This window comes from Streptomyces sp. NPDC026515 (assembly GCF_055567595.1).
This window is the reverse complement of record NZ_JBVHQD010000017.1, coordinates 209,466-234,732: the sequence shown is the minus strand read 5'-3', so window position 1 is coordinate 234,732 and position 25,267 is coordinate 209,466. Positions and strand designations below refer to the sequence as shown.

The window sequence follows — 25,267 nt, the reverse complement described above, 5'->3', positions numbered from 1 at the left end:
GTCGCTTCCTTTGTACTCACCCTCTCGGGCTTTCCTCCGGGCTTCCCTTCGGTCTTGCGTTTCCGACTCTATCAGACCGTTTTCCGATCCGATTTTCCTCGGTACTTTCCAGGTTCCCGCTCTCGCGTTTCCCTTTCCGGCGGTTCCGACTCTATCAGACCCTTTCGGCGTCTGATTCCCGGTCAGCGGGTGTTGTCTTCGCGGCTGTTGGGCCGTTCCGACGAGTGAGACTTTAGCGGATTCCCGGCCGCCGACGCTAATCGGGGGGCCGCGTCCTTTCGAACGTGGATTCCTTCATTTCGCACATACGCATGCCAAAACAACGCGACGACGAATCGTCGACTGCTGGCAGGTACTTACGGAATGGCTGTCCGGGGACCGACCGGAGTCGGCGCTCACGTCGGACAACCCGGAGAACATTACGTAACCGGATGGGGTGTGTCAACTCGCGGCGGGACAGAGCCCCTGGGCGTATGGTGGGCGGCATGACTACGCGTACGTGCACCCAGCTGTGGTGGGCCGCCTGACGGCGGCCGCGTTCACGTACGCATTCAACGGCCGCCGCCTCGGCGGCCGTTCGTGTATCTCCCTCCGGAACCTCTGAGGGTCGGCCGCTCGGGGCGGCGGCTCCGACCAGGAGGTGGAGAAGGAATGACACGGGTCTTCAGCGGGATCAAGCCGACCGGGCACCTGACGCTGGGGAACTACCTGGGGGCCATGCGGCAGTGGGCCGCCGTGGACCAGCACCAGGCCGACTCCCTGTTCTGCATCGTCGATCTGCACGGGATGACCGTGGACCACGATCCGGCCCGGCTGCGCCGGCTCACCCGGCAGGCGGCGACCCTGTTGCTGGCATCCGGGCTCGATCCGCGGCTGTGCACCGTGTTCGTACAGAGTCACGTCGACGAGCACACCCGGCTTTCGTACCTCATGGAGTGCGTGGCGACCGACGGGGAGATGCGGCGCATGATCCAGTACAAGGAGAAGGTCGCCGGCGAGGCGGTGCGCGGGCGGGGTGTACGGCTGTCCCTGCTGACGTATCCGGCGCTGATGGCGGCGGACATCCTGGCGTACGGGGCGGACGAGGTGCCGGTCGGGGACGACCAGGCGCAACACGTGGAGCTGACCCGGGATCTCGCGGTGCGGTTCAACCAGCGCTACGGGCATACGTTCGTGGTGCCGAAGGCGACCGTGCCGACGGTTGCCGCGCGCGTGATGAACCTGCAGGACCCGACGTCGAAGATGGGCAAGAGCGACGACTCCGGAGCGGGCGTCGTCTATCTGCTCGACGAACCCGAGGTGATCCACAGGAAGATCATGCGGGCCGTGACGGACAGCGGGCAGGACGTCGTCTACGACCGGGAGGAGCGTCCCGGGGTCGCGAATCTGCTGGAGATTCTCGCTGCGTGCACGGGCGGGAACCCTGAGTCACTGGCAGCCGTTCACGATTCGTACGGCGCTCTGAAGCGGGCCACCGCGGAGGCGGTGCTGGACGTACTCGGTCCCGTGCGGGCCAGGCACAAGGAGTTGTGCCTCGACCCGGGATATGTGGAGGAGGTGCTGCGGCATGGGGCGGAGAAGGCTCGGGCGATCGCCCGGCCGATCGTCGATACGGCCTGTCGGGCGATCGGGTTGTTGCCGCCAGGTGCCTTCCCGGAGGCTGCCGCGGCCCGGCCCGTGGTGGACGCGGTCCGCTAGGCGCCCGGCAGTTCCCTCACTCCCCCGTACCGCAGTCCCCTGTGACTCCGCCTCAGTCCTTCTTTCCTGAGGCGAGTTCGCGGCTGCGGTCGCGGGCGGCTTCGAGGGCGGCGATGAGGGCGGCACGTACGCCGTGGTTCTCCAGTTCGCGGATGGCGTTGATGGTGGTGCCGGCCGGCGAGGTGACGTTCTCCCGGAGCTTGACGGGATGTTCGCCGCTGTCGCGGAGCATCACGGCGGCGCCGATCGCGGACTGGACGATGAGGTCGTGGGCCTTGTCGCGAGGCAGGCCGAGCAGGATGCCGGCGTCGGTCATGGCCTCGACCAGGTAGAAGAAGTACGCCGGGCCCGAGCCCGACAGGGCGGTGCAGGCGTCCTGCTGGGACTCGGGGACCTGGAGGGTCTTGCCGACGGCACCGAAGATCTCCTCGGCGGTGGCGAGGTGGGCGGCGGTGGCGTGGCTGCCGGCAGAGATGACGGACATCGCCTCGTCGACGAGGGCGGGGGTGTTCGTCATGACACGGACGACCGGGGTGCCGGTGGCGAGGCGCTCCTCGAAGAAGGAGGTGGGGATGCCCGCCGCGCCGCTGATGACGAGACGGTCGGCGGGGATGTGCGGGGCGAGTTCGTCGAGGAGGGTGCCCATGTCCTGTGGCTTGACCGTGAGGATCAGGGTGTCGGCGGTCTTCGCGGCCTCGGCATTGGTGACCGGGGTGACTCCGTGGCGGGCGCGGAGTTCTTCGGCGCGTTCGGGGCGGCGGGCGGTGACCAGGAGGTCGGCGGGTGCCCAGCCGGCCCGGATCATTCCGCTGAGCAGGGCTTCGCCGATCTTGCCGGTGCCGAGGACTGCGACTTTCTGACTCATACGGTTCAGTCTGGCACCGGGGGTGGCGGGCGGGGGGCGGTTGTCCGCTGGGCGGACGTCGGCGGTGGCTATGCCGTGCGTCGCCTGAGGGTTGCCGCTCCCAGGGTGAGCACCAGCAGGGCGCAGCCGGCGACGATCAGGACGTCCCTGAGGAAGGTGGCGGTCATGTCGGTGTGGTGGAGGACTTCGTTCATGCCGTCCACGGCGTAGGACATGGGCAGGACGTCGGAGAGGGCTTCGAGGGCGGGGTGCATCTGGGAACGGGGCGTGAAAAGGCCGCAGAGGAGGAGCTGGGGGAAGATCACCGCCGGCATGAACTGGACCGCCTGGAATTCCGAGGCCGCGAAGGCCGAGACGAAAAGACCGAGGGCCGTGCCGAGCAGGGCGTCGAGCAGGGCGACCAGGAGCAGGAGCCAGGGCGAGCCGGTGACGTCGAGGCCGAGGAACCAGACGGCCAGGCCGGTGGCGAGGGCCGACTGGATGATCGCAACGATGCCGAAGGCGAGGGCGTAGCCGGCGATGAGGTCGGCTTTGCCGAGTGGCATGGCGAGGAGGCGTTCGAGGGTGCCGGAGGTGCGCTCGCGGAGGGTGGCGATGGAGGTCACCAGGAACATCGTGATGAGCGGGAAGATACCGAGGAGCGAGGCGCCGATGTTGTCGAAGGTGCGCGGGCTGCCGTCGAAGACGTAGCGGAGCAGGACCAGCATCAGACAGGGGATGAGCAGGAGCAGCGCGATCGTGCGGGGGTCGTGGCGGAGCTGGCGCAGCACGCGGGCGGCGGTGGCGGTGGTGCGGGCCGGGTTGAGGGCGCTGACGGGGGCGGTCATGGTGGTGGCCGGCTGAGTGGTCATCGTGCGTTTTCCTTCGAGCGGGAGGTGGTGGCCGCTTCGTCGACGAGGTGCAGGAAGGCCGCCTCGACCGTGTCGGAGCCGGTGCGGGTGCGGAGGGCCTCGGGGGTGTCTCCCCCAGCCTCCGGCCGGGAGGTGCCCCCGGCGAGGATCTCGCCCTCGCGCATGAGGAGGAGGCGGTGGCAGCGCTCGGCCTCGTCCATGACGTGGGAGGAGATGAGGAGGGTGGCGCCCCGGCTGGCGGTGATGGAGTGGAAGAGCTGCCAGAGGTCGCGGCGCAGGACGGGGTCGAGGCCGACGGTGGGTTCGTCGAGGACGAGGAGTTCGGGGGTGCCGAGCAGGGCCACGGCGAGGGATACGCGGCTGCGCTGGCCGCCGGAGAGGTTGCCGGCGAGGGAGTCGGCGTGGCTGGTGAGGTCGACTTCGCCGAGGACGCGTTCGACGTCGGCGCGGCGGTCGGAGGCGGGGCGGGTGGGGTCGAGGATCGAGCCGAAGTAGTCGAGGTTCTGGCGGATGGTCAGGTCGTCGTAGACGGAGGGGGCCTGGGTGACGTAGCCGATGCGGGTCCGGAGGGTGGGGTGGCCGGCGGGGTGTCCCAGGACGTTCAGGGTGCCGGTGACCTTGGCCTGGCTGCCGACGATGGCTCGCATCAGGGTCGACTTGCCGCATCCGGAGGGTCCGAGCAGGCCGGTGATCTGGCCACGGGGGACGGTGAAGTCGAGACCGCGCAGGACGGTTCGGGGGCCGCGGACGGCGGTGAGGCCGGTGGCCTGGACGGCGGGGGGCAGGGCTGAGTTGCCGGGGGCCTGGGGCGGCTCCGGCGAGTAATTCACCATGCGATGAATAATGCTCGGGAGGGGTGGAGGCGTCAAGACCGCGCGACCGGCCCTCGACCGGCCCTCGGCAGGGTCGCCGCTGCGGGCCGGTGGAGGCCGGCAGGGCTCAGGTGTTGAGGGCGACGAGCAGGAGGACGTCGTACGTCTCCTCGACGATGCCGTCGGGGAAGGCCTGCAGGAGGCGGGCACGTTCGTCCGTGAAGAAGGCGGTGCGGCGGTCCTCGGGGGTGAGCAGGAACGCCGAGTGGCTGCCGATGTTGGCGAGATGGGTGTCGAGGGGGATGCGGCGGCTCCAGCGGACCTCGCGGCGGGTGAAGCGGAGGCGTCCGCTGGGATCGGCCAGTTCCGTGCGGTCGGCCGCCTTGCGCTTCTCGGCGGCGGCGTCCACGCCGAAGAACCGGCTCATCCGCTCGTTCTGTCCGGCGATCCACTCGATGTCGAAGGCGTCGGTGTTCCACCACAGTGCGATCGCGCCGCCGGGACGCAGCACGCGGAGCGCCTCGGGCACGGAGCGGGCCGGGTCGGTCCAGTGCCAGGCCTGGGCGTAGGTGAGGAAGTCGGCGGTGTCGTCGGCGAGCGGAAGGGCGTTGCCGTTGCCGCGGACGAGCGGCACGCCGGGGAGCGTGCGGTGGAGCTGTGCCGCCATGCCCTCGCCCGGCTCCACCGCGACCACGTCCGCGCCGCGCGCGTGCAGGACCGCGGTCGCGATGCCGGTGCCCGCGCCGACGTCGACCACCCGGGCGCCGGTGAGGGAGCGGCCGGCCTCTTCCTCGACGGCGTCGAGGAGGGCGGCCGGGTAGGAGGGGCGGTTCGCGGCGTACTGGGCCGCGGCGGCGTTGAAGGAGTGCGCGCGGGTGGCGTGCGAGGGAGCGGGGGTGTGGTCCGGGGGGCGCGGCTGGCTTGTGGTCATACAGCCATGGTCCCGGGGGCGGGGCGGAAGGCGACACGGGATATCGCCGGGCCCGCGCGGACACCCTTCGGCATGCCGGACGGTCTCAGCGCTTCCGCTTCTTCTTCGAGGGGTTGCCCGTGCGGCGCGTGGTGCGGCGTTCGTGCTCCTGGACGGCGGTCTCGTACTCGGCGCGCTGGAGTCGCTCGCCCGGGGCCTCCACCAGGGAGCGGAAGAAGTAGGCGAGGAGGGAGCCGACGAATCCGATGGCGAGGAGGCCGCGCAGGGAGGCCTGGCGTTCGGGGTCGGGGCGCTTGCCGAAGGACTCCCAGGTGTTCCGGAAGGCCAGGGCGCTGCAGATGGCGAACATCGCGACGACCAGGACCGTGACGAAGGACCCGGTGTCGGCGAGTTGCAGGCCCTCGTAGGCCAGGCGGAGAACCAGGCAGGAGGCGACGGCGGCGGCGAGCGATCCCACGGCCAGGCCGATGCGGCGGAGGAGGTAGCCGTCGTCGTGGTGGACCCAGGACGTGCCGAAGAAACGGAGGGGCTCGGGGCGGGGACCGCTCGGGGCCTCGCCGGCGGAGCCCGCGGGGGTGTCCGGGGTGCCTGGTTCGTCGCTCACGGGACGATTATGGCGCCGGTGGCCGCGGGCTCCGGGTCGGGGTGACCGGTCAGGCGCAGCGGTCGGCCACGTAGCCGTCGCTGCCGGTGTGGACGTAGGCGTCCGAGACGAATTCACCGTTGTCGATGTTGTCCCAGATGTTCGACGTGCCGTAGTACCCGGACACTGTCGTACCCGGCGTCTGGCAGAAGATCGGGACCCTGGTTCCCACGGGCAGTGTGCGGGTGATGGAGTAGTTGGTGCCCGGACCGCTGTGAACGTTCAGGCGGACGTCCGGGGCGACGGGGTAGGTGTTCACGGTGGCGGCCGCGTCGGCGACGGCGGCCGACCCCATCACCATGAGAAGGGCTCCGGCGGAGCCTGCGAGAAGGACGGAAACGCGTCTTATGGGTGTCACCCAGTCCTCCTGGACCGGTCAGGAGCAGCGGTCGGCTACGTAGCCGTCGCTGCCCGTGCTGACGTAGGCGTCTGACACGAACTCGCCGTTGCTGATGTTGTCCCAGATCTTGGACGTGCCGTAGTACCCGGACACCGTGGTACCGGGTGTCTGGCAATAGATCGGGACCTTGGCACCCTCGGGGAGGACGCGCGTGATGTCGTAACTGGTGCCGGGACCGCTGCGGACGTTCAGGCGGAGGCCCGGGGCGACCGAGTAGTAGCGCACGGACGCCGCCAGCGTCGTGACGACCTCCCCCTCGCCGCTGTTCTCGGCCTCCTGCGCGTGATCAACAGACATGTAGAACTCCCCCCACCGGACCCACGAGTGCCGTGGAGTCCCGTTGATTCCCCTGAATCGAGCCACGAAACACATGTCCGTAACTCGCACGCGGAGGCTAGCAAGCCGCCTCTGTATCGCACGAGTCATCGACTAGGCTCCGTGCGTCGCGCGCCGCGAAGAACAGCACGGGGGTGATCCCATGACGCCACAGCGCAACACCGGAGCGGGCGCGGAAGCGGAACTTCCCGAGTACGCCGGGCACTACCGCCTGGAATCCTGCCTGGGTTCGGGCGGGATGGGTGTGGTGCACCTGGCCCGCAGCACCTCGGGGCTGAAACTCGCCGTGAAGGTCGTGCACGCCGAGTTCGCCAAGGACCGCGAATTCAGGGGTCGTTTCCGGCAGGAGGTGGCCGCCGCGCGGAAGGTAAGCGGTGCCTTCACCGCGCCTGTCGTGGACGCCGATCCGGAGGCCGCGCGGCCCTGGATGGCCACCCTCTTCATTCCGGGCCCGACCCTGGCCGAGCACGTGAAGCGGAACGGCCCCATGCCCTCTGCCCAGTTGCGTCGCCTGATGGCGGGGCTCGCGGAGGCGTTGCGCGACATTCACCGGGTCGGGGTGGTGCACCGGGATCTCAAACCGAGCAATGTGCTGCTCGCCGAGGACGGCCCGAAAGTCATCGACTTCGGCATTTCCCGACCGAAGGACAGTGAACTGCGGACCGAGACAGGGAAGTTGATCGGTACGCCGCCGTTCATGGCGCCCGAGCAGTTCCGGCGGCCCCGTGAGGTGGGGCCGGCCGCCGACATCTTCGCGCTCGGGTCGGTGCTGGTGCATGCGGCCACCGGACGCGGGCCGTTCGACTCCGACAGCCCCTACGTCGTCGCCTACCAGGTCGTACATGACGAGCCCGACCTCACCGGCATGCCGGAGGAACTGGCTCCGCTGGTGCTGCGCTGTCTCGCCAAGGAGCCCGAGGACCGGCCGACGCCCGACGAGATGATGCGGGAGTTGCGGTCGTTGTCGGCGTCGTACGACACGCAGGCGTTCATACCGGCGCAGCGGACCGGTGGCAGCGGTGACATGGCGGCGCCGGAACGCCCGAAGGAGCCGGAGCGTCGTCGTCGGCCACGCCTCCGCAGGCGGGTCGCCCTGGCGGGTGGTGCCGTCGTGCTCGCGCTGGGCGGGGCCGCGGCCTTCGTCCAGTGGGCCGCCGGAAGCGGTGCGGAGCAGCGGGAGAGCAACCCGAGAACCACCACGGCCGCTTTCGCCGCCTGGCAGGCCAACCCGGTCGCCAAGGGCGCGGCCACACCGCAATGTGCCACCGGAGACGGGAAGCTGTTCTGTACCGAATCGTCTGTGGCCTTCGCTCTGGACCCGGTGACGGGTGCCGTGCTCTGGCGGCACTCCGTCGCCGACGTCCGCTGGAGCAGAGCACCGGTCCTGTCCGGCGGGCTCGTGCAACTCGTCACGGACGAGGCCCGGCATGTGACGGCGCTCGATCCGGACTCGGGCAGGAGCCGATGGCAGCGAGACCTGCCCGAGAACAAGGGGATGGAGTACGCAGGCGACATGCTGCTGCTCGCCCGCGCGGACGGCACGGTCACCGGGGTGGACAGCGCGACCGGCACCACCAGGTGGAGCCGGCCGACAGGGGAACACGGCACACCGAGGATCGACTTCTTTCCCTCGGATCCGGCGTCGGCGTACGTGACCAGTTCACCCGCGGACGGGGCCGACACCCAGGTGTCCGCCGTGGACCCGGCCACCGGAGACGTACGGTGGGACACGCCTTTGAAGGGGCTGTTGCGGCCGGTCGGCGCACAGGACGGGGCGGTCTTTCTGCTGGCCTCTGATCCGGTGTACGGCGACACCGACGCGGTGGTCCGCTACATGCCGGGATCCGAAACCACCCGCCGGGTCAAGCTACCCGTACCACGTGCGGACGCGCAGGCCGGGGTACACGACGGCGTGGTCTATGTGCTGGCCGCCACCGGGTCCCTGGACGCCGTCGACCTGGACGCGGGCAAGCGGACATGGCACCTGGAGACGTCGGTGAGCCGGGGCTCGGCACCCGTCGCCGACGACCGGCACGTGTACTTCTCGGCCGCCGACGGACGGCTCATGGCCGTGGACGCGCACGACGGGAAGGCCGCCGGACAGACCTCGCCCCGCTTCGGAACGGTCCCGGGCGGAGTCGCCACCACCGTGCCCGCCCCCCTGATCCTCCGCACCCACGTCTACGCCACCGCCCCCGACGGCACCGTCTTCGCCGTGGGGACGGAGGATCCCCTCGTCTGGTGAGGACCTACGGCGACAGGGGGCGCCCCCCTTGCGGGAGGCGCCCCCTGTCGCGTATGTCGGACGGCCGGTGTCAGCCGAGCTTCGTCACGTCGCGGACCGCGCCGCGGTCCGCGCTGGTGGCCATCGCCGCGTAGGCCCGCAGGGCGGCCGAGACCTTGCGCTCGCGGTTCTTCGGGGCGTAGACGCCGTTCAGGGCCTGCTCGCGGCGGGCCAGCTCGGTGTCGTCGACGAGGAGCTCGATCGTGCGGTTCGGGATGTCGATGCGGATGCGGTCGCCGTCCTCGACGAGGGCGATGGTGCCGCCCGAGGCCGCCTCCGGGGAGGCGTGGCCGATCGACAGGCCCGAGGTGCCGCCGGAGAAGCGACCGTCGGTGATCAGCGCGCAGGTCTTGCCGAGGCCGCGGCCCTTGAGGAAGGACGTCGGGTAGAGCATCTCCTGCATGCCGGGGCCGCCCTTGGGGCCCTCGTAGCGGATGACGACCACGTCGCCGTGCGTGATCTGCTTGTTGAGGATCTTCTCGACGGCCTCTTCCTGCGACTCGCAGACGACCGCCGGGCCCTCGAAGGTCCAGATCGACTCGTCGACGCCGGCCGTCTTCACCACGCAGCCGTCGACGGCGAGGTTGCCCTTGAGGACCGCGAGGCCGCCGTCCTTGGAGTAGGCGTGCTCGACGCTGCGGATGCAGCCTTCCTCCGCGTCCTCGTCCAGGGCCTCCCAGCGCTCGGACTGGGAGAACGCCTCGGAGGAGCGGACGCAGCCCGGGGCCGCGTGCCACAGTTCCACCGCCTCGGGGGACGGGGAGCCGCCGCGCACGTCCCAGGTCTTCAGCCAGTCCGCGAGGGAGGGGCTGTGGACGGAGTGCACGTCCTCGTTGAGGAGGCCGCCGCGGTGCAGTTCGCCGAGGAGGGCGGGGATACCGCCGGCGCGGTGCACGTCCTCCATGTAGTACGTGCGGGTCTTCGCGACGTTCGGGGCCACCTTGGCCAGGCAGGGCACCCGGCGCGAGACCTCGTTGATCTCCTCCAGACCGAAGGGGACGCCCGCCTCCTGGGCGGCGGCCAGCAGGTGCAGGATCGTGTTGGTGGAGCCGCCCATCGCGATGTCCAGCGCCATGGCGTTCTCGAACGCGGCGAAGGTCGCGACACTGCGGGGCAGGACCGTGTCGTCGTCCTGCTCGTAGTAGCGGCGGGTGATGTCCATGACCGTGCGGGCCGCGTCGACGTACAGCTGCTTACGGGCCGTGTGGGTCGCCAGGACCGAGCCGTTGCCCGGGAGCGAGAGACCGATGGCCTCGGTCAGGCAGTTCATCGAGTTGGCGGTGAACATGCCGGAGCAGGAGCCGCAGGTCGGACAGGCGTTCTCCTCGATACGGAGGATGTCCTCGTCCGAGATCTTGTCGTTCACGGCGTCGGAGATCGCGTCGACCAGGTCGAGGGTGCGGACCGTGCCGTCGACGAGGGTGGCCCGGCCGGCCTCCATGGGGCCGCCGGAGACGAAGACCGTGGGGATGTCGAGCCGCAGCGCCGCCATCAGCATGCCCGGCGTGATCTTGTCGCAGTTGGAGATGCAGACCAGGGCGTCGGCGCAGTGCGCCTCGACCATGTACTCGACCGAGTCGGCGATCAGGTCGCGGGAAGGCAGGGAGTACAGCATGCCGCCGTGGCCCATCGCGATGCCGTCGTCCACGGCGATCGTGTTGAACTCGCGCGGGATGCCGCCCGCCTCCTTGATCGCCTCGCTGACGATCCGGCCGACCGGCTGGAGGTGGGTGTGGCCCGGCACGAACTCCGTGAAGCTGTTGGCGACCGCGATGATCGGCTTGCGGCCGATGTCCGCGCCCGGTACACCGGAGGCGCGCATAAGGGCGCGGGCGCCCGCCATGTTGCGGCCGTGGGTGACTGTGCGGGACCTCAGCTCGGGCATCGTCGCTCGCTCCTTCAGGCAGATAGGGCTGTCATCGAGCGTACGCCCGTTGCCCAGGCTTCGGGACGAGGTGTCCGGAATGCGGGACGGGTGTCTCGCCGGTCCGGCCTCACGGCCCGGTCAGATGCCCCTGCACCACCGGGGCCACCCGCGCCACGATCTGTTCCAGGTCCGCCGACGCCAGCGGCTCCAGCTTGATCACGTACCGCAGCATCGCGCATCCCACCAGCTGGGCGGCGGCCAGTTCGGCGCGCAGTGACGCGTCCGGGAGGTCCAGCTGCTCGGCGAGACGGCGCAGCAGCTGGGCGGCGATCAGCCGGCGGAAGACGGCGGCGGCCGTCTCGTTGTTCACGGCCGAGCGGAGGATCGCCAGCAGCGGGGTACGGGTGGTGGGGTTCTCCCAGATGCCGAAGACGAAGCGGGTCAGGCGCTCGCCGACGCCGTCCACCGGGCCGTCGGCGATCGCGACGGGCGCGTCCAGCGCGGGGGCGAAGGCGACCGAGATGGCGGCCTCGAAGACCTGTTCCTTGGTGCCGAAGTAGTGGTGGACGAGGGCCGAGTCGACGCCGGCGGCCTTGGCGATGCCGCGGACGGACGTCTTGTCGTACCCGAGTTCGGAGAACTCCTCGCGGGCGGCGACGAGGATACGGTCCCGGGTGTCCGCCGACTCGGCGCGCGGGGGGCGGCCACGGCGGCGGGGGCCTGTCCCGTTGCCGGCCGGAGCGGTGCCGGTCACCGGCGGGGCACCTGCACCGCCGAGGCCAGGTGCAGGCGGGTGAAAGCCAGGGCCTCCGCGAGGTCGGCCTCGCGCTCGGCTCCGGACATCGCGCGCCGGGTGTTCACCTCGATGACCACATGCCCGTCGAAGCCGGTGAGCGCCAGGCGCTCCAGGAGTTCGGCGCAGGGCTGGGTGCCACGGCCGGGCACCAGGTGCTCGTCCTTGGCGGAGCCGCGGCCGTCGGCGAGGTGGACGTGGCCGAGCCGGCCGGCCATCCGGTCGAACATGGCCAGCGCGTCCGTGCGGGAGGTCGCGGCATGGCTGAGGTCGATCGTGAAGTGCCGGTAGTCGTCCTTGGTGACGTCCCAGTCGGGGGCGTACGCGAGCATCTCGCGGTCGCGGTAGCGCCAGGGGTACATGTTCTCCACCGCGAACCGGACGTCCGTCTCGTTCGCCATGCGCCAGACCCCCTCGACGAAGTCGCGGGCGTACTGGCGCTGCCAGCGGAACGGCGGGTGGACGACGACCGTGTCCGCACCCAGCTTCTCGGCGGCGGCCCGGGCCCGCTGGAGCTTGACCCAGGGGTCGGTGGACCAGACCCGCTGGGTGATCAGCAGACAGGGGGCGTGCACGGCGAGGATCGGGATCCGGTGGTAGTCGCTCAGCCTGCGCAGGGCCTCGATGTCCTGGCTGACCGGGTCGGTCCACACCATGACCTCGACGCCGTCGTAGCCGAGGCGCGCGGCGATCTCGAAGGCCGTCGCCGTCGACTCCGGATAGACGGAGGCCGTGGAGAGCGCGACCTTCGCATCCGGGATACGGACGACGTCCCTTGGTTCTGCCACGAGGGACAGGTTACGGGGTGCGGTCGGGTGGGAGCGGGGTGCGTCTTCGCCGGTGTGACGATCGTCGCGTCCGGGCTGGGGCCGGGCGCCCGCACGCCGTCGCGGACCGCCCGCGCTCCCCGCGGGGGCGGCTACGCCGAACCCATGTGGTCGAGGCGCCGCAGGATGATGCCCTCCCGCAGCGCCCACGGGCACACCTCCACCGTCTCGACCCCGAACAGGTCCATCGCGGCCTCCGCCACCAGCGCGCCCGCCACCAGCTGGCCCGAGCGGCCCTCGGAGACCCCGGGGAGCGCGCTGCGCTGGGCCGTGTCCATGGCCGCCAGCCTCGGCACCCAGGTCTCCAGGGAGCTGCGCTTGAGCTCGCGCTGGACGTAGAGGCCGTCGGCGGAGCGGGCCGCGCCGGCGATACGGGCCAGTTGCTTGAAGGTCTTGGACGTGGCGACCACGTGGTCGGGGGCGCCGAAGCGGCTGAACTCGCCGACCGTACGCGCGATCTCGGCCCGTACATGGCGGCGCAGAGCCCGTATGTCGTCCGGGGTCGGCGGGTCGCCGGGCAGCCAGCCGGCGGTGAGCCGGCCGGCGCCGAGCGGCAGTGAGACGGCCGTGTCCGGCTCCTCGTCGATGCCGTACGCGATCTCCAGGGAGCCGCCCCCGATGTCCAGGACCAGCAGCTTTCCGGCCGACCAGCCGAACCAGCGGCGTACCGCGAGGAACGTCAGCCGGGCCTCGTCGGCACCGGTGAGGACCTGAAGCTCGACGCCGGTCTCGGCCTTCACGCGCGCGAGCACGTCGTCGGCGTTGCTGGCCTCGCGCACCGCGGAGGTGGCGAACGGCAGCAGATCCTCGACGCCCTTGTCCTCCGCGGCCTGGAGGGCCTCGTGGATGACACCGACAAGCTTCTCGACGCCGTCGGGACCGATCGCGCCGTTGCCGTCGAGGAGTTGGGCAAGGCGCAAATCCGCCTTGTGCGAGTGCGCGGGCAGCGGGCGTGCGCCGGGGTGCGCGTCCACCACCAGCAGATGCACCGTGTTGGATCCCACGTCGAGGACACCGAGTCTCATGTACGGAACGCTACTGCCAGGTGGCCGGGAACCCATCCTTGGAGGGCGTCCCCGAAGCGACCTCGCGCGACTTACCCTGTACAGGTGCCAAAGACGAAAAAGACGAAGGACCACAAGGGCGCCAAATCCGCCGACGGTTCTTCTCGGGTGAAGCCACCGAAGAAGTCGAAGACGTCACAGCAGGCTCCGGCAGGCGACGAGAAGGGCCTCGACTTCGCGCGCGCATGGGTGGAGTTCCCGGATCCGGCGGACGACGAGCAGGTGTTCCGCTGTGATCTGACGTGGCTGACCTCCCGTTGGAACTGCATCTTCGGCAGCGGCTGCCAGGGCATCCAGGCGGGCCGCGCGGACGACGGCTGCTGCTCCCTGGGTGCGCACTTCTCGGACGAGGACGACGAGAAGCGGGTCGCCGATCATGTGTCGAGGCTCACCCCGGACGTCTGGCAGCACCACGCCGAGGGCACGCGGAACGGCTGGGTCTCGGAGGACGAGGAAGGCTCCCGCCAGACCCGCCCGTACAACGGCTCGTGCATCTTCCAGAACCGCCCCGGCTTCGCGGGCGGCGCGGGCTGCTCGCTGCACATCCTGGCGCTGCGGGAGGGCCGCGAGCCGCTGGAGACCAAGCCGGACGTCTGCTGGCAGCTCCCGATCCGCCGCACGTACGACTGGATCGACCGGCCCGACGACACGCGTGTCCTGCAGGTCTCGATCGGCGAGTACGACCGCAGGGGCTGGGGTCCGGGCGGCCACGACCTGCACTGGTGGTGCACGTCGGCGACCTCGGCACACGGCGCGGGCGACCCGGTCTACGTCTCCTACCGCCCGGAACTGACCGAACTGATGGGCAAGGCCGGCTACGACCGCCTGGCGGAACTCTGCGAGCAGCGCCTGGCTTCCCGGCTGCCGCTGGTGGCCCCGCATCCGGCGGACCCGACGGACTGAGGCACTTCTCGGGGGCGCGGCGCGCCCTTTCGGGGGCGCTGGGGGTACCGCCGGCCGCAGGCTGGGGGAGGTACTGCGCGACCAGCCACGTCGGGCGCGCGCCCGCAGCCGCACCGCATCCCGTCACGGACCGGCTGACGCTCCCGCGCTCTCACTCTCCGTCGGCGAGGCCGACCCCGTAGGGCTCGGCGTGTCCGATTCGGTCGGGGTCGGTGTGGACGTCGGCTCGCTCGGCGAAGACGTCGGCTCGGCGGAGGCCGACCCGGTGGGCGTCGGCGTCGGCCGGGCCGGAGGCGTCGGCCCCCGCTTCACCGGCGGAGCCGTCCCGTAGCCGTCGATCGACACCACCGCCCCGGCCGGCGCCACCGCCACCCGCGCGCTCCAGTGCCCGGCGGGCTCCCGCAGATGATCGACGTACGCCCTGACCGTGAGCGACTCGCCCGGCCGGAGCGTTCCGGAGGACCGCGAGAAGTACAGCCATCCCGCCGAGGTGGACACCGACCACCGCATCGGCCCGTCCCCGCCCGCCACGAGCGTGATCAGCGTCGTGTCGCCGTCGTTCGCGGCCGTCACCCCGAGGTGCCCGGCGCCGGCCTTCGTCCGGCCGCCGCCGGCGACGCCGACCACCTCCACCGAGACGTCGGCCTTGCCGTCCTTCCCGATCCGCGGGCCGGGTCTCGTGCCGGCGTTCCCGGCGTTCTCGTAGCCCCCGGCGTCGCCGCCGCCCAGCGTGTCGGGGCCGGATTCCTCGCGGGCGGTCACGGACGGCCCCTCGTGGCTCTCCCCCGCCGGCGAACCCCGGTACGCCGCCCACAGGGCCAGCACCGGTGCCGCCACCACGGTGGCGACGACGGTCGTCGTGACCGCACGCGCGCGCAGCCGGTCGCGGCGGGCCGCGCGGTCCTTGGGGTCCATCGGGAAACCACGCCGGTCGAAGCGCGGCACGGCGCCGCCCCGCGCGCGCGGGGGGTGCGCCATCGCCAGGTGCAGGGCCGCGCGGGGCGCCTCCAGGACCGGCAGCTCGGCGGGTGTGCTGATCGTGCCGGGCCACCGGCCGGGGGCCGCGCGTTCCGCGGTGCGGCGGCAGCGCGGGCAGTCGTCGACGTGCCGGACCAGTTCGCGGCGCAGGGCGCTGCTCAGCACCAGCTGGCTGTCCCCGGTGAGGTGGGACACGCTGGGGCAGCCGCCGGTCTCGACGACCGCGAGCGCCGCGCGGGTGCGTTCCACCTCGCAGGCGGCGGAGGCGAGCAGCTCACGGGCGCCGGCCAGGTCCATTCCGAGGACGGCGGCGACCTCGTCGGCGGCGAGGTGGTGGCGTACCGCGAGTTCGAGCGCCTCGCGCTGCTCCGGGGTGGTGCCGGCGGCCTCGGGCCAGGCGAGCTGGGCGAGTTCACCGCGCCGCCGCTCCTCGGTCTCGGCGGCGGCCGGCGGTTCGGGGGCGGTGGGCCGGCCCGCCGCATGGGTGGCCTGGCGTTTCTGCCTGGCCTCGGCCAGCCCACGCAGGCAGGCCCAACGGGCCAGCGCGTACAGCCAGGCCCTGCGGTCCGCGCCGCCCTCAGGGACGCGCTGGCCGCGGCGCTCGGCGACGGCGAGGGCGTCCCCGAGGGCGGAGGTCGCCGCGTCGTGGTCGCACAGCACCGAGAGGCAGTACGTGAACAGCCCGTCCAGGTACTGCTCGTAGCGCGCCGGAGGTCGCTGCGCCAGCGCACGCGCCGCCGTACGATCGCGCGCTTCACGCGCCCCCCGGTGCGCCCGGTGCGCGCCGGTCATGCGGGTCGAGGTTTCCGGGCTGCTGCTCATCACCCGTGCGACCGTAGGCGGCGGCGTAACGTCCCTTCTGGCACCTTGAGCACTTTTAATCCGTACGGGTGAAACGATCCCTCATAAGGGGACACGAACCCGATGTCCTGCGGCTCGTTCCCGATCAGGTACGGCCGGGACCCGTCCCTCCGCATCCGTCACGGGCACCACCACGGCCCCGCTGAACAGGCCCCGGCGGCCGGGCAGAACAGCGGGAAGACAGCCCAGCAGGACGTCAGTCAGTGGCAGAGCCACGACCACCGGAACCTGCCTAGCAATATCAATGTCAGTGGCGGGGGCTACGGTTTCCGCATGGCTGCCCGTACCAAGACCGCGAAAGACCGTCCGTCGTACCGCTGCACCGAGTGCGGCTGGCAGACGGCCAAGTGGCTCGGCCGCTGCCCCGAGTGCCAGGCCTGGGGGACGGTCGAGGAGTACGGCACCCCCGCGGTCCGCACCACGGCGCCCGGCCGGGTCACCACCTCCGCGGTGCCCATCGGCGAGGTCGACGGCCGCCGGGCCACCGCGCGCCCGACCGGCGTGCCGGAGCTGGACCGGGTGCTGGGCGGCGGCCTGGTCCCCGGCGCGGTCGTCCTGCTGGCCGGCGAGCCCGGCGTCGGCAAGTCCACCCTCCTGCTCGACGTGGCGGCCAAGTCGGCGAGCGAGGAGCACCGCACGCTCTATGTCACCGGCGAGGAGTCGGCGAGCCAGGTCCGGCTGCGTGCCGACCGCATCGGCGCCATCGACGACCACCTCTATCTCGCCGCCGAGACCGATCTGGCCGCCGTCCTCGGCCACTTGGACGCGGTCAAGCCCTCGCTGCTGATCCTGGACTCCGTCCAGACGGTCGCGTCCCCCGAGATCGACGGCGCGCCCGGCGGCATGGCCCAGGTGCGGGAGGTGGCCGGGGCGCTCATCCGCGCCTCCAAGGACCGGGGCATGTCGACCCTCCTGGTGGGCCATGTCACCAAGGACGGCTCGATCGCCGGTCCCCGCCTCCTCGAACACCTCGTGGACGTCGTGCTGCACTTCGAGGGCGACCGGCACGCGCGCCTGCGGCTCGTGCGGGGCGTCAAGAACCGCTACGGCACCACGGACGAGGTCGGCTGCTTCGAACTGCACGACGAGGGCATCACGGGCCTGGCCGACCCGAGCGGACTCTTCCTGACACGACGTGACGAACCGGTCCCCGGGACCTGTCTGACGGTCACCCTCGAGGGCCGCCGTCCGCTGGTCGCCGAGGTCCAGGCGCTGACCGTGGATTCCCAGATCCCCTCCCCCCGCCGCACCACCTCCGGTCTGGAGACCTCGCGGGTCTCGATGATGCTGGCGGTGCTGGAGCAGCGCGGGCGGATCAGCGCGCTCGGCAAGCGGGACATCTACTCCGCGACCGTGGGCGGCGTGAAGCTCTCGGAGCCCGCGGCCGACCTCGCGATCGCCCTCGCCCTGGCCTCCGCCGCGAGCGACACCCCGCTCCCCAAGAACCTGGTCGCCATCGGCGAGGTCGGCCTCGCGGGCGAGGTCAGACGGGTCACCGGCGTCCAGCGCAGGCTCGCGGAGGCGCACCGTCTGGGCTTCACGCACGCGCTCGTACCGAGCGATCCCGGCAAGATCCCGGCGGGCATGAAGGTCCTGGAAGTCGCGGACATGGGGGACGCGCTGCGGGTGCTGCCGCGGTCCCGTCGCCGAGAGGCCCCACGGGAGGCGGAGGAGCGCCGGTAGACTTTGCCCTGGTCTCGCCCGTCCGTACGAACCGCGTGCGGGTGCGGGAGCGCTTCAGAACCTGCGACCGGAGGAGTGCAGTGGCAGCCAACGACCGGGCAACGGCTCCCGGAAAGTCCGGTGGGAGTGCCGGTTCCGATGGCCTGATGCGCGCCTCGCTGAGCGCCGTGGCTCCGGGCACGTCGATGCGCGACGGCCTGGAGCGGGTTCTCCGCGGCAACACCGGCGGGCTCATCGTCCTCGGCTTCGACAAGACGGTCGAGACGATGTGCACGGGCGGTTTCGTCCTTGATGTCGAGTTCACAGCAACCCGGCTGCGCGAGCTGTGCAAGCTCGACGGCGGAATCGTGATCTCCTCCGACCTGTCGAAGATCCTCCGTGCGGGTGTCCAGTTCGTACCGGACGCGACGATCCCCACCGAGGAGACGGGCACCCGCCACCGCACGGCCGACCGCGTCTCCAAGCAGGTCGGGTTCCCGGTGGTCTCGGTCTCGCAGTCGATGCGGCTGATCGCGCTCTACGTCGACGGGCAGCGCCGTGTCCTGGAGGACTCGGCGGCGATCCTCTCCCGCGCGAACCAGGCGCTGGCGACCCTGGAGCGGTACAAGCTCCGCCTGGACGAGGTCGCGGGAACGTTGTCAGCGCTGGAGATCGAGGACCTGGTGACGGTCCGCGACGTCTCGGCCGTCGCCCAGCGACTGGAGATGGTCCGCCGCATCGCCACCGAGATCGCCGAGTACGTCGTCGAACTGGGCACCGACGGGCGGCTGCTCGCCCTCCAGCTGGACGAGCTGATCGCCGGTGTCGAGCCCGAGCGCGAGCTGGTGGTCCGGGACTACGTCCCCGAGCCCACGGCCAAACGCTCCCGCACCGTCGACGAGGCGCTCTACGAGCTGGACGCGCTGAGCCACGCGGAGCTGCTGGAACTGCCGACGGTGGCGCGGGCGCTGGGGTACACGGGTTCCCCGGAGGCGCTGGACTCGGCGGTGTCGCCGCGCGGCTTCCGGCTGCTGGCGAAGGTTCCGCGGCTGCCCGGGGCGATCATCGACCGGCTGGTGGAGCACTTCGGGGGCCTGCAGAAACTGCTCGCGGCGAGCGTGGACGACCTGCAGACCGTGGACGGGGTCGGCGAGGCGCGGGCGCGCAGCGTCCGGGAGGGCCTGTCGAGGCTGGCGGAGTCGTCGATCCTCGAACGCTACGTGTAGCTCCGCTGGTGAGGCTGGTCACTCCGCCGGCTAGGCGGTCTGCTCGGCCACGGGCCGGTGGGGGCCTGCCGCGCAGTTCCCCACGCCCCTGACGGTGCGCGCAGCTGCGGGCAGTCGTGCCGCTGGGGCGGCACGGGTCGGCCCAGCGCTGGGCCATGGTCGGCGAGACCTGGAAGCGTTCTGCGGCTGCTCTGAGGGGCCAGTTGTCCTCGACCACGCAGCGGGCCAGACGAAGACGTCCGGTCTCGGTCAGGGGTGCATTACGGTGGGGCACGAGGGCCTTTCTGTTGGTGTAGACGTCGCAATCCACACCGAACCGGAAGGCCCTCACCTGTTCAAGATCCCTCAGCCGAAACCTGGCTCACCCGTCCACAACCTCCCGGGGCAATACACCTAGTCCGCCGCCAGGACGAAAGACGCCTGGGCCTTCGTGAAGCCCGGTGTCGCGGCTTCCAGCAGATACGTGCCCGACCCCGCCGATCCCGCCGAAGGCGTCGCGCACTGGGGAGCGCTCGGCCTGCGGTCCCACTTCAGCGTGTAGGTGATGCTGCTGCCCGCCGGCACGCGGTACCAGCGGGTCGCCGTCGTCCTCGGGCAGTCCGCCGACGACCAGTAGATGTCGTCCGCGCTGGCCGGCGTGATCGTCAACACCGCGTTCTTCGGTCCGAGATCGACCTTGCAGTCGCTGGACGACCGGTCCTTGGCGGTGAGTTCGAAGGTCGGCGTCTGCTCCGGCGAGTAGGAGTTGTGCAGGCTCTTCAGGCTCAACGACACGGACTGCGCCGTGCAGTTGGGGAGGGTGGAGGTTCCCGGCAGCGAGGCGACCGTACCGCCGGAGCCCGAGGTGACATCCCCCGAGCCCGACGAGGCACCCGAGGACCCGCCGGAACCGGACGACGAACCGTCACCCGGCCCGTCCGAACTCCCGCCGCCGGAACCGGAACCGGAGCCCGTACCGGAGCCGGTGCTCGCGCCGGACGACGCGCCACCGCCACCGCTCGACTCGTCCCGCCCGCCCGGCGCCTGGCTGATCGCCGGCCCGCTGCCGGACGGCCCCGGCGTGATCGTGGACGCGGGATTCTTGCCGTCCGCCCCGTCGTCGCCCTTCTTGCCGCCCCCGCCACCCGACGTGACGATCCAGGTGATCAGCAGCGCCAGCACGGCGACGACGGACACCATGACGACCCTCCGTCGCCAGTAGATGGAGGAGGGAAGCGGCCCGACCGGATTGCGCAGAGATCCCACGGCGCAAACTGTACGAGAGATCCACGCACTTCCTCGCCCCACCCGCCGCTCAAACCTCAACTTTTCCGGATCATCATTTCGGCAACTCCCCTCGGCACACTCCCTCTTCGCGTGACAGGCGGGCGGGGCGGGCCGGGAGAACCGGGCCCGGGGACGGGCGCCGGACACGCGGGCCCCGGACCGGCGGCCGCGCGGCCCCGCCGGGAAGCACGTCCAACCCAGCCGTGGCCGGACATGGCAGGATCGGAAGGGCCATGACTGAGAAGCTCCACGCCCCCGTGATCGCCTGGTTCGACGCCCATGCCCGTGACCTCCCCTGGCGCCGCCCGGAGGCGGGCCCGTGGGGTGTGATGGTCAGCGAGTTCATGCTGCAGCAGACCCCGGTCAGCCGGGTGCTGCCCGTCTACGAGCAGTGGCTGGCCCGCTGGCCGCGCCCCGCCGACCTCGCCGCCGAGGCGCCCGGCGAGGCGGTGCGCGCCTGGGGCCGGCTCGGCTACCCGCGCCGCGCCCTGCGGCTGCACGGCGCCGCCGTCGCCATAACGGAACGGCATGACGGCGACGTACCGACCGACCACGCGCAGCTGCTCGCGCTGCCGGGCATCGGCGAGTACACCGCCGCGGCCGTCGCCTCCTTCGCGTACGGGCAGCGGCACGCCGTGCTCGACACCAATGTGCGGCGGGTGTTCGCCCGGGCCGTGACCGGTGTGCGGTACCCGCCGAACGCCACCACCGCCGCCGAGCGGCGGCTCGCCCGTGAACTGCTGCCGGAGGACGAGCCGACCGCCGCCCGCTGGGCCGCCGCCTCCATGGAGCTGGGTGCGCTGGTGTGCACGGCGAAGAACGAGACGTGTCCGCGGTGCCCGATCGCCGGGGAGTGCGCCTGGCGGCTGGCCGGCAAGCCGGAGCACGACGGGCCGCCCCGGCGCGGGCAGACGTACGCCGGTACCGACCGGCAGGTGCGCGGCAAGCTGCTGGCGGTGCTGCGCGAGGCGTCCGCCCCCGTGCCGCAGGCGGCGCTCGACCGGGTGTGGCACGAGCCGGTGCAGCGGGCCCGCGCGCTGGACGGGCTGGTCTCCGACGGGCTGGTGGAGCCACTCTCGGGCGGCCTGTACCGGCTACCGCTGGGCTGACGAACAGCCACATCGCAGCAGAGAGGGCTGTGTTACGACCCCGCCCGCACGGCAAATACCCCCATAACCACCCATAGGACGAGGCTCACTTACCCCGCGCCTACTTCCGTTACACAACCGACGGACAGCCGATTGCTACCCGCAGGCTGCTCCGCACAGCCCCGTGACAACCGGTCCGTAGCTTCGTTTCTGTGCCCGCCACGACCGCGGGACGGCAGGAACTCAGGCACAGGGCCGGGGAAAACGGGGATCGGGAGGCGGTTGATCATGGCGCAGGGCGAGGTGCTCGAATTCGAGGAGTACGTCCGCACGCGGCAGGACGCGCTGCTGCGCAGCGCCCGCCGCCTGGTCCCGGACCCGACGGACGCCCAGGACCTGCTCCAGACCGCGCTGGTCCGGACGTACGGCCGCTGGGAGACCATCGAGGACAAGCGGCTCGCGGACGCCTACCTGCGCCGGGTCATGATCAACACGCGCACCGAGTGGTGGCGGGCCCGGAAGCTGGAGGAGGTCCCGACCGAGCAGCTGCCCGACGCCAGCGTGGAGGACTCCACCGAGCAGCACGCGGACCGCGCGCTCCTCATGGACATCATGAAGGTACTGGCTCCGAAGCAGCGCAGTGTCGTGGTGCTGCGACACTGGGAGCAGATGTCCACGGAGGAGACGGCCGCCGCCCTCGGCATGTCGGCCGGAACGGTCAAGAGCACGCTGCACCGGGCGCTCGCCCGGCTCCGCGAGGAGCTGGAGTCACGCGACCTCGACGCACGCGCGCTGGAGCGTGAGGAGCGGGAGCGTTGCGCGGCCTGACCGGCACAGGGCCCAGACGGGGCCCGGCGAGTGCACAGGCGGTGAGTACGGCGGTGGCCGTGCTCATCGCCCTCGCCCTTTTCGCCGCCGCCTGCGGCACCGGCGGCACCGGCGCCCGGGACGAGGGTCCGGCGCACGCCGACTCGGCGGAGAAGGCCCCGGCCGCCGCCGTTCCCTCGCCCAACCCGTCCCAGACGTACGCGAAGGTCGACGCGGTCGCCCTCGTGAAGACCGATCCGGCGGTCTCCGCCACCGTGAAGCGGGACCTGAAGCCGTGCGCGGGCGACGAGTACCCGGTCGACGTCACCTACGGCGATCTGACCGGCGGCCCGGCCGAGGACATCGTCGTGAACGTACTGACCTGCGGGGACGCGGTCGGGGTGGGGGCGTACGTGTACCGCGAGGAGAGCGGCGCGTACAAGAACGTGTTCAAGGCCGAGGAGTCACCGGTCTACGCGGAGATCGACCGGGGAGACCTGAGCGTCACCAAGCAGGTGTACGAGAAGGGCGACCCGGTGTCGAGCCCGTCCGGCGAGAACGTGATCACCTACGGCTGGACCGCGGGGCGCTTCGTCCAGCAGGACTTCCACCACACCGACTACGGCAACGCGACCGGCAGCGGCAACGCCACGCCGGTCCCCTCACCCGCCGGCTGACCCCACCCCCCACCACACGAGAGAGCAGGGATGGCAGACCAGACCCACGTCCTGTTCGTCGAGGACGACGACGTCATCCGCGAGGCCACCCAGCTCGCGCTGGAGCGGGACGGCTTCGCGGTCACCGCCATGCCCGACGGGCTGTCCGGCCTGGAGGCGTTCCGCGCCGACCGGCCCGACATCGCCCTGCTGGACGTGATGGTGCCGGGCCTGGACGGGGTGAGCCTGTGCCGGCGCATCCGCGACGAGTCCACGGTGCCGGTGATCATGCTGTCGGCGCGCGCCGACTCCATCGACGTGGTGCTGGGTCTGGAGGCGGGCGCCGACGACTACGTCACCAAGCCGTTCGACGGCGCGGTGCTGGTCGCCCGGATCCGCGCCGTGCTGCGGCGCTTCGGGCACGCGAGTGGCGGCGACCGGCCGCACGAGGACACGGCTGAGGCGACCGGCGGCCCGCTGACCTTCGGCGAGCTGGAGATCGACACCGAGGGCATGGAGGTGCGCCGGGCCGGACAGCCGGTCGCGCTCACCCCGACCGAGATGCGGCTGCTCCTGGAGTTCTCCTCGGCACCGGGGACCGTGCTCTCCCGGGACAAGCTGCTGGAACGCGTCTGGGACTACGGCTGGGGCGGGGACACCCGGGTCGTCGACGTCCATGTGCAGCGGCTGCGTACGAAGATCGGCCAGGATCGCATCGAGACGGTCCGCGGTTTCGGTTACAAGCTGAAGGCCTGAGCGGGGCGGTCATGCGGGGGCTCATCAGATCCGTCAGGAGATCCGTCCGGCACCGCGGTCCGCGGCTGCGCACCGGGCTGCGGTGGAAGCTGAGCGCGGCGATCGCGCTGGTCGGCGCGCTGGTCGCGGTCGCGCTGAGCCTGGTGGTGCACAACGCCGCCCGGGTCTCGATGCTGGACAACGCGCGCGACCTGGCCAACGAACGGCTACAGATCGCGCAGCGCAACTACGAGCTGTACGGCCGGGCGAACTTCCCCGACGTGAAGGTCAACGACCCCGAGCTGCCGCCGGCGCTGCGTGAGCGGGTCGACGCGGGCCGCCGGGCGACCGACGTCATCGACCCGGGCAGCGGCGCGCCGGACATCTGGGCGGCGGTGCAGGCCAAGGACGGGCGGGTGCTGTCCCTGCACGGCACCTTCCCGAACCGCAGCAGCGACGTGCTCAAGGACCTCGACCAGGCCCTGGTCATCGGCTCCATCGCGGTCGTGCTCGGCGGCAGCGCGCTCGGCGTGCTGATCGGCGGGCAGCTCTCACGGCGGCTGCGCAAGGCGGCGGCCGCGGCCAACCAGGTCGCCCAGGGCGAACCGGACGTACGGGTGCGGGAGGCCATCGGCGGGTTCGTACGGGACGAGACCGACGACCTGGCGCGCGCGGTGGACGCCATGGCGGACGCGTTGCAGCAGCGGCTCGAGGCCGAGCGGCGAGTGACGGCCGACATCGCCCACGAGCTGCGTACGCCGGTGACCGGGCTGCTCACGGCCGCCGAACTGCTGCCTCCCGGCCGCCCGACCGAGCTGGTCCTGGACCGGGCGAAGGCGATGCGCACCCTCGTCGAGGACGTGCTGGAGGTGGCCCGGCTCGACAGCGCCTCCGAGCGGGCCGAGCTGCAGGACATCATGCTGGGCGATTTCGTCGCGCGGCGGGTGGCCGCGAAGGACCCGGCCATCGAGGTGCGGGTGGTGCACGAGTCGGAGGTCACGACCGATCCGCGCCGCCTTGAGCGGGTGCTGTTCAACCTGCTCGCCAACGCCGCCCGGCACGGCAGGCCGCCCATCGAGGTGACCGTCGAGGGCCGGGTCATCCGGGTCCGCGACCACGGCCCCGGCTTCCCCGAGAAGCTTCTGGCGGAGGGCCCGAGCCGCTTCCGCACCGGCAGCGAGGACCGCGCGGGCCAGGGCCACGGCCTGGGCCTGACCATCGCGGCCGGCCAGGCGCGCGTCCTGGGCGCCCGGCTGACCTTCCGCAACATCCGGCCGGTGGGCGCGCCCGACCACATCCGCGCGGAGGGCGCGGTGGCCGTGCTGTGGCTCCCGGAACACGCCCCGACCGCCACAGGCAGCTACCCGACACTCCCGGGCCCGCCCCAAACCCACCGCTGATCCACCGAATCACCAGGTCCAGAGCCTCGGCGGCCACGGGCGGAGGTCGAAGCCTCGGCGGCTGCGGGTCCGAGGACGGAGCCTCGGGGGCCACGGGTCCCAGCCCGACCGCGGCCGCGGCAGTCACGGGCCGCGGCTGATCAAGACGCGACGGGCACGGGCCACCGCAGACAAGGAGCGTGGCGGGCACGGGCCACGGCAGGCCGAGGGCATGGCGAGCGCACGCCAGGACCGACCAGCGGCCCGGCAACCTCAGGCCACAGCCGACCAAGGCCATAGCCGACACGGGCCAGGGCGACCGGGACGCGGCGGAG

At 71.6% G+C, this 25,267-nt stretch carries 23 protein-coding genes and 1 pseudogene; 10 read left to right on the top strand and 14 right to left on the bottom strand.

Annotated features, from left to right (window positions below; translation table 11 throughout):
- The first annotated feature begins 651 nt into the window (after nucleotides 1-651).
- Nucleotides 652-1,698: a tryptophan--tRNA ligase gene (trpS, locus tag ACZ4O3_RS31815; RefSeq protein WP_362727554.1), complete on the top strand. Its 1,047-nt coding sequence runs from the start codon at nucleotides 652-654 to the stop codon at nucleotides 1,696-1,698.
- Between the two features lie 52 nt (nucleotides 1,699-1,750).
- Here the strand turns inward: trpS and proC are convergent, their stop codons facing one another.
- From proC to ACZ4O3_RS31780, 7 genes are all read right to left on the bottom strand, one after another.
- Nucleotides 1,751-2,563 carry a pyrroline-5-carboxylate reductase gene (gene proC, locus ACZ4O3_RS31810; protein ID WP_362727553.1) on the bottom strand — a complete coding sequence of 271 codons (813 nt, stop codon included), beginning with the start codon at nucleotides 2,561-2,563 and terminating at the stop codon, nucleotides 1,751-1,753.
- A 68-nt stretch (nucleotides 2,564-2,631) separates the two neighbouring features.
- Nucleotides 2,632-3,414, bottom strand: coding sequence for an ABC transporter permease (locus ACZ4O3_RS31805; protein ID WP_362727552.1), 783 nt, complete (start codon nucleotides 3,412-3,414; stop codon nucleotides 2,632-2,634).
- Nucleotides 3,411-4,247, bottom strand: a complete 837-nt coding sequence (locus ACZ4O3_RS31800; RefSeq protein ID WP_467725505.1) for an ABC transporter ATP-binding protein — start codon at nucleotides 4,245-4,247, stop codon at nucleotides 3,411-3,413. The genes ACZ4O3_RS31805 and ACZ4O3_RS31800 overlap by 4 nt, the downstream gene beginning before the upstream one ends.
- Nucleotides 4,248-4,353: 106 nt before the next feature.
- On the bottom strand, nucleotides 4,354-5,157 hold the full coding sequence (locus ACZ4O3_RS31795; protein ID WP_467725504.1) for a class I SAM-dependent methyltransferase: 804 nt from the start codon (nucleotides 5,155-5,157) through the stop codon (nucleotides 4,354-4,356).
- Nucleotides 5,158-5,242: 85 nt separating this feature from the next.
- Nucleotides 5,243-5,761, bottom strand: a complete 519-nt coding sequence (locus tag ACZ4O3_RS31790; RefSeq protein WP_362728709.1) for an EamA/RhaT family transporter — start codon at nucleotides 5,759-5,761, stop codon at nucleotides 5,243-5,245.
- A 49-nt stretch (nucleotides 5,762-5,810) separates the two neighbouring features.
- Nucleotides 5,811-6,101, bottom strand: a complete 291-nt coding sequence (locus ACZ4O3_RS31785; protein WP_467725502.1) for an SH3 domain-containing protein — start codon at nucleotides 6,099-6,101, stop codon at nucleotides 5,811-5,813.
- Nucleotides 6,102-6,176: 75 nt separating this feature from the next.
- The gene (locus ACZ4O3_RS31780) at nucleotides 6,177-6,497 is read right to left on the bottom strand and encodes an SH3 domain-containing protein (protein WP_467725501.1); all 321 of its coding nucleotides are present in this window, start codon (nucleotides 6,495-6,497) and stop codon (nucleotides 6,177-6,179) included.
- A 181-nt stretch (nucleotides 6,498-6,678) separates the two neighbouring features.
- Here ACZ4O3_RS31780 and ACZ4O3_RS31775 point away from each other — a divergent pair, with 181 nt between their 5' ends.
- Nucleotides 6,679-8,781: a serine/threonine-protein kinase gene (locus tag ACZ4O3_RS31775; protein ID WP_467725500.1), complete on the top strand. Its 2,103-nt coding sequence runs from the start codon at nucleotides 6,679-6,681 to the stop codon at nucleotides 8,779-8,781.
- Nucleotides 8,782-8,851: 70 nt separating this feature from the next.
- Here the strand turns inward: ACZ4O3_RS31775 and ilvD are convergent, their stop codons facing one another.
- The 4 genes from ilvD to ACZ4O3_RS31755 form a co-directional block, all read right to left on the bottom strand.
- Nucleotides 8,852-10,705, bottom strand: a complete 1,854-nt coding sequence (gene ilvD, locus ACZ4O3_RS31770; RefSeq protein WP_362725026.1) for a dihydroxy-acid dehydratase — start codon at nucleotides 10,703-10,705, stop codon at nucleotides 8,852-8,854.
- 109 nt (nucleotides 10,706-10,814) lie between these two features.
- Nucleotides 10,815-11,441 (bottom strand): TetR/AcrR family transcriptional regulator, encoded by a 627-nt coding sequence (locus ACZ4O3_RS31765; RefSeq protein ID WP_362725029.1) that lies wholly within the window; start codon nucleotides 11,439-11,441, stop codon nucleotides 10,815-10,817.
- Entirely contained in the window at nucleotides 11,438-12,268 is an 831-nt protein-coding gene (locus tag ACZ4O3_RS31760) for a sugar phosphate isomerase/epimerase family protein (RefSeq protein WP_362725032.1), read from the bottom strand. The genes ACZ4O3_RS31765 and ACZ4O3_RS31760 overlap by 4 nt, the downstream gene beginning before the upstream one ends.
- A 131-nt stretch (nucleotides 12,269-12,399) precedes the next feature.
- The gene (locus tag ACZ4O3_RS31755) at nucleotides 12,400-13,332 is read right to left on the bottom strand and encodes a Ppx/GppA family phosphatase (RefSeq protein WP_467725497.1); all 933 of its coding nucleotides are present in this window, start codon (nucleotides 13,330-13,332) and stop codon (nucleotides 12,400-12,402) included.
- Between the two features lie 84 nt (nucleotides 13,333-13,416).
- On the opposite strand from ACZ4O3_RS31755, the gene ACZ4O3_RS31750 reads away from it, so the two are divergent.
- On the top strand, nucleotides 13,417-14,274 hold the full coding sequence (locus tag ACZ4O3_RS31750) for a DUF3109 family protein (RefSeq protein ID WP_362725036.1): 858 nt from the start codon (nucleotides 13,417-13,419) through the stop codon (nucleotides 14,272-14,274).
- 123 nt (nucleotides 14,275-14,397) lie between these two features.
- On the opposite strand, the gene ACZ4O3_RS31745 is transcribed toward ACZ4O3_RS31750, so the two are convergent.
- The gene (locus ACZ4O3_RS31745; RefSeq protein WP_467725496.1) at nucleotides 14,398-16,074 is read right to left on the bottom strand and encodes a BACON domain-containing protein; all 1,677 of its coding nucleotides are present in this window, start codon (nucleotides 16,072-16,074) and stop codon (nucleotides 14,398-14,400) included.
- A gap of 312 nt (nucleotides 16,075-16,386) precedes the next feature.
- Between ACZ4O3_RS31745 and radA the strand changes: the two genes are divergently transcribed.
- Together radA and disA are read left to right on the top strand one after the other, a co-directional pair.
- A complete protein-coding gene (gene radA / locus ACZ4O3_RS31740) occupies nucleotides 16,387-17,796 on the top strand; it encodes a DNA repair protein RadA (protein ID WP_362729325.1) in 1,410 nt (469 codons plus the stop codon).
- A gap of 80 nt (nucleotides 17,797-17,876) precedes the next feature.
- Entirely contained in the window at nucleotides 17,877-19,001 is a 1,125-nt protein-coding gene (disA, locus tag ACZ4O3_RS31735) for a DNA integrity scanning diadenylate cyclase DisA (protein WP_362729327.1), read from the top strand.
- A 103-nt stretch (nucleotides 19,002-19,104) separates the two neighbouring features.
- Here the strand turns inward: disA and ACZ4O3_RS31730 are convergent.
- Both ACZ4O3_RS31730 and ACZ4O3_RS31725 read right to left on the bottom strand, forming a co-directional pair.
- Nucleotides 19,105-19,275: pseudogene (locus tag ACZ4O3_RS31730) on the bottom strand (IS481 family transposase); the annotation flags it as partial.
- A 119-nt stretch (nucleotides 19,276-19,394) separates the two neighbouring features.
- On the bottom strand, nucleotides 19,395-20,246 hold the full coding sequence (locus ACZ4O3_RS31725; protein WP_467725494.1) for a hypothetical protein: 852 nt from the start codon (nucleotides 20,244-20,246) through the stop codon (nucleotides 19,395-19,397).
- 254 nt (nucleotides 20,247-20,500) lie between these two features.
- Between ACZ4O3_RS31725 and ACZ4O3_RS31720 the strand changes: the two genes are divergently transcribed.
- The 5 genes from ACZ4O3_RS31720 to cseC all read left to right on the top strand — a co-directional run bounded on the left by ACZ4O3_RS31720 (nucleotide 20,501) and on the right by cseC (nucleotide 24,953).
- Complete coding sequence (locus tag ACZ4O3_RS31720) at nucleotides 20,501-21,376, top strand: HhH-GPD family protein (RefSeq protein ID WP_384997210.1); 876 nt, start codon at nucleotides 20,501-20,503, stop codon at nucleotides 21,374-21,376.
- Between the two features lie 267 nt (nucleotides 21,377-21,643).
- Nucleotides 21,644-22,183 (top strand): SigE family RNA polymerase sigma factor, encoded by a 540-nt coding sequence (locus ACZ4O3_RS31715; protein WP_362724934.1) that lies wholly within the window; start codon nucleotides 21,644-21,646, stop codon nucleotides 22,181-22,183.
- Nucleotides 22,171-22,839, top strand: a complete 669-nt coding sequence (locus tag ACZ4O3_RS31710; protein WP_362724937.1) for a hypothetical protein — start codon at nucleotides 22,171-22,173, stop codon at nucleotides 22,837-22,839. Before ACZ4O3_RS31715 ends, ACZ4O3_RS31710 begins: the two co-directional genes overlap by 13 nt.
- 30 nt (nucleotides 22,840-22,869) lie before the next feature.
- Nucleotides 22,870-23,574: a two-component system response regulator CseB gene (cseB, locus tag ACZ4O3_RS31705; protein ID WP_362724940.1), complete on the top strand. Its 705-nt coding sequence runs from the start codon at nucleotides 22,870-22,872 to the stop codon at nucleotides 23,572-23,574.
- Nucleotides 23,575-23,585: 11 nt separating this feature from the next.
- Nucleotides 23,586-24,953 carry a two-component system sensor histidine kinase CseC gene (gene cseC / locus ACZ4O3_RS31700; RefSeq protein ID WP_467725491.1) on the top strand — a complete coding sequence of 456 codons (1,368 nt, stop codon included), beginning with the start codon at nucleotides 23,586-23,588 and terminating at the stop codon, nucleotides 24,951-24,953.
- Nucleotides 24,954-25,267 lie beyond the last annotated feature (314 nt).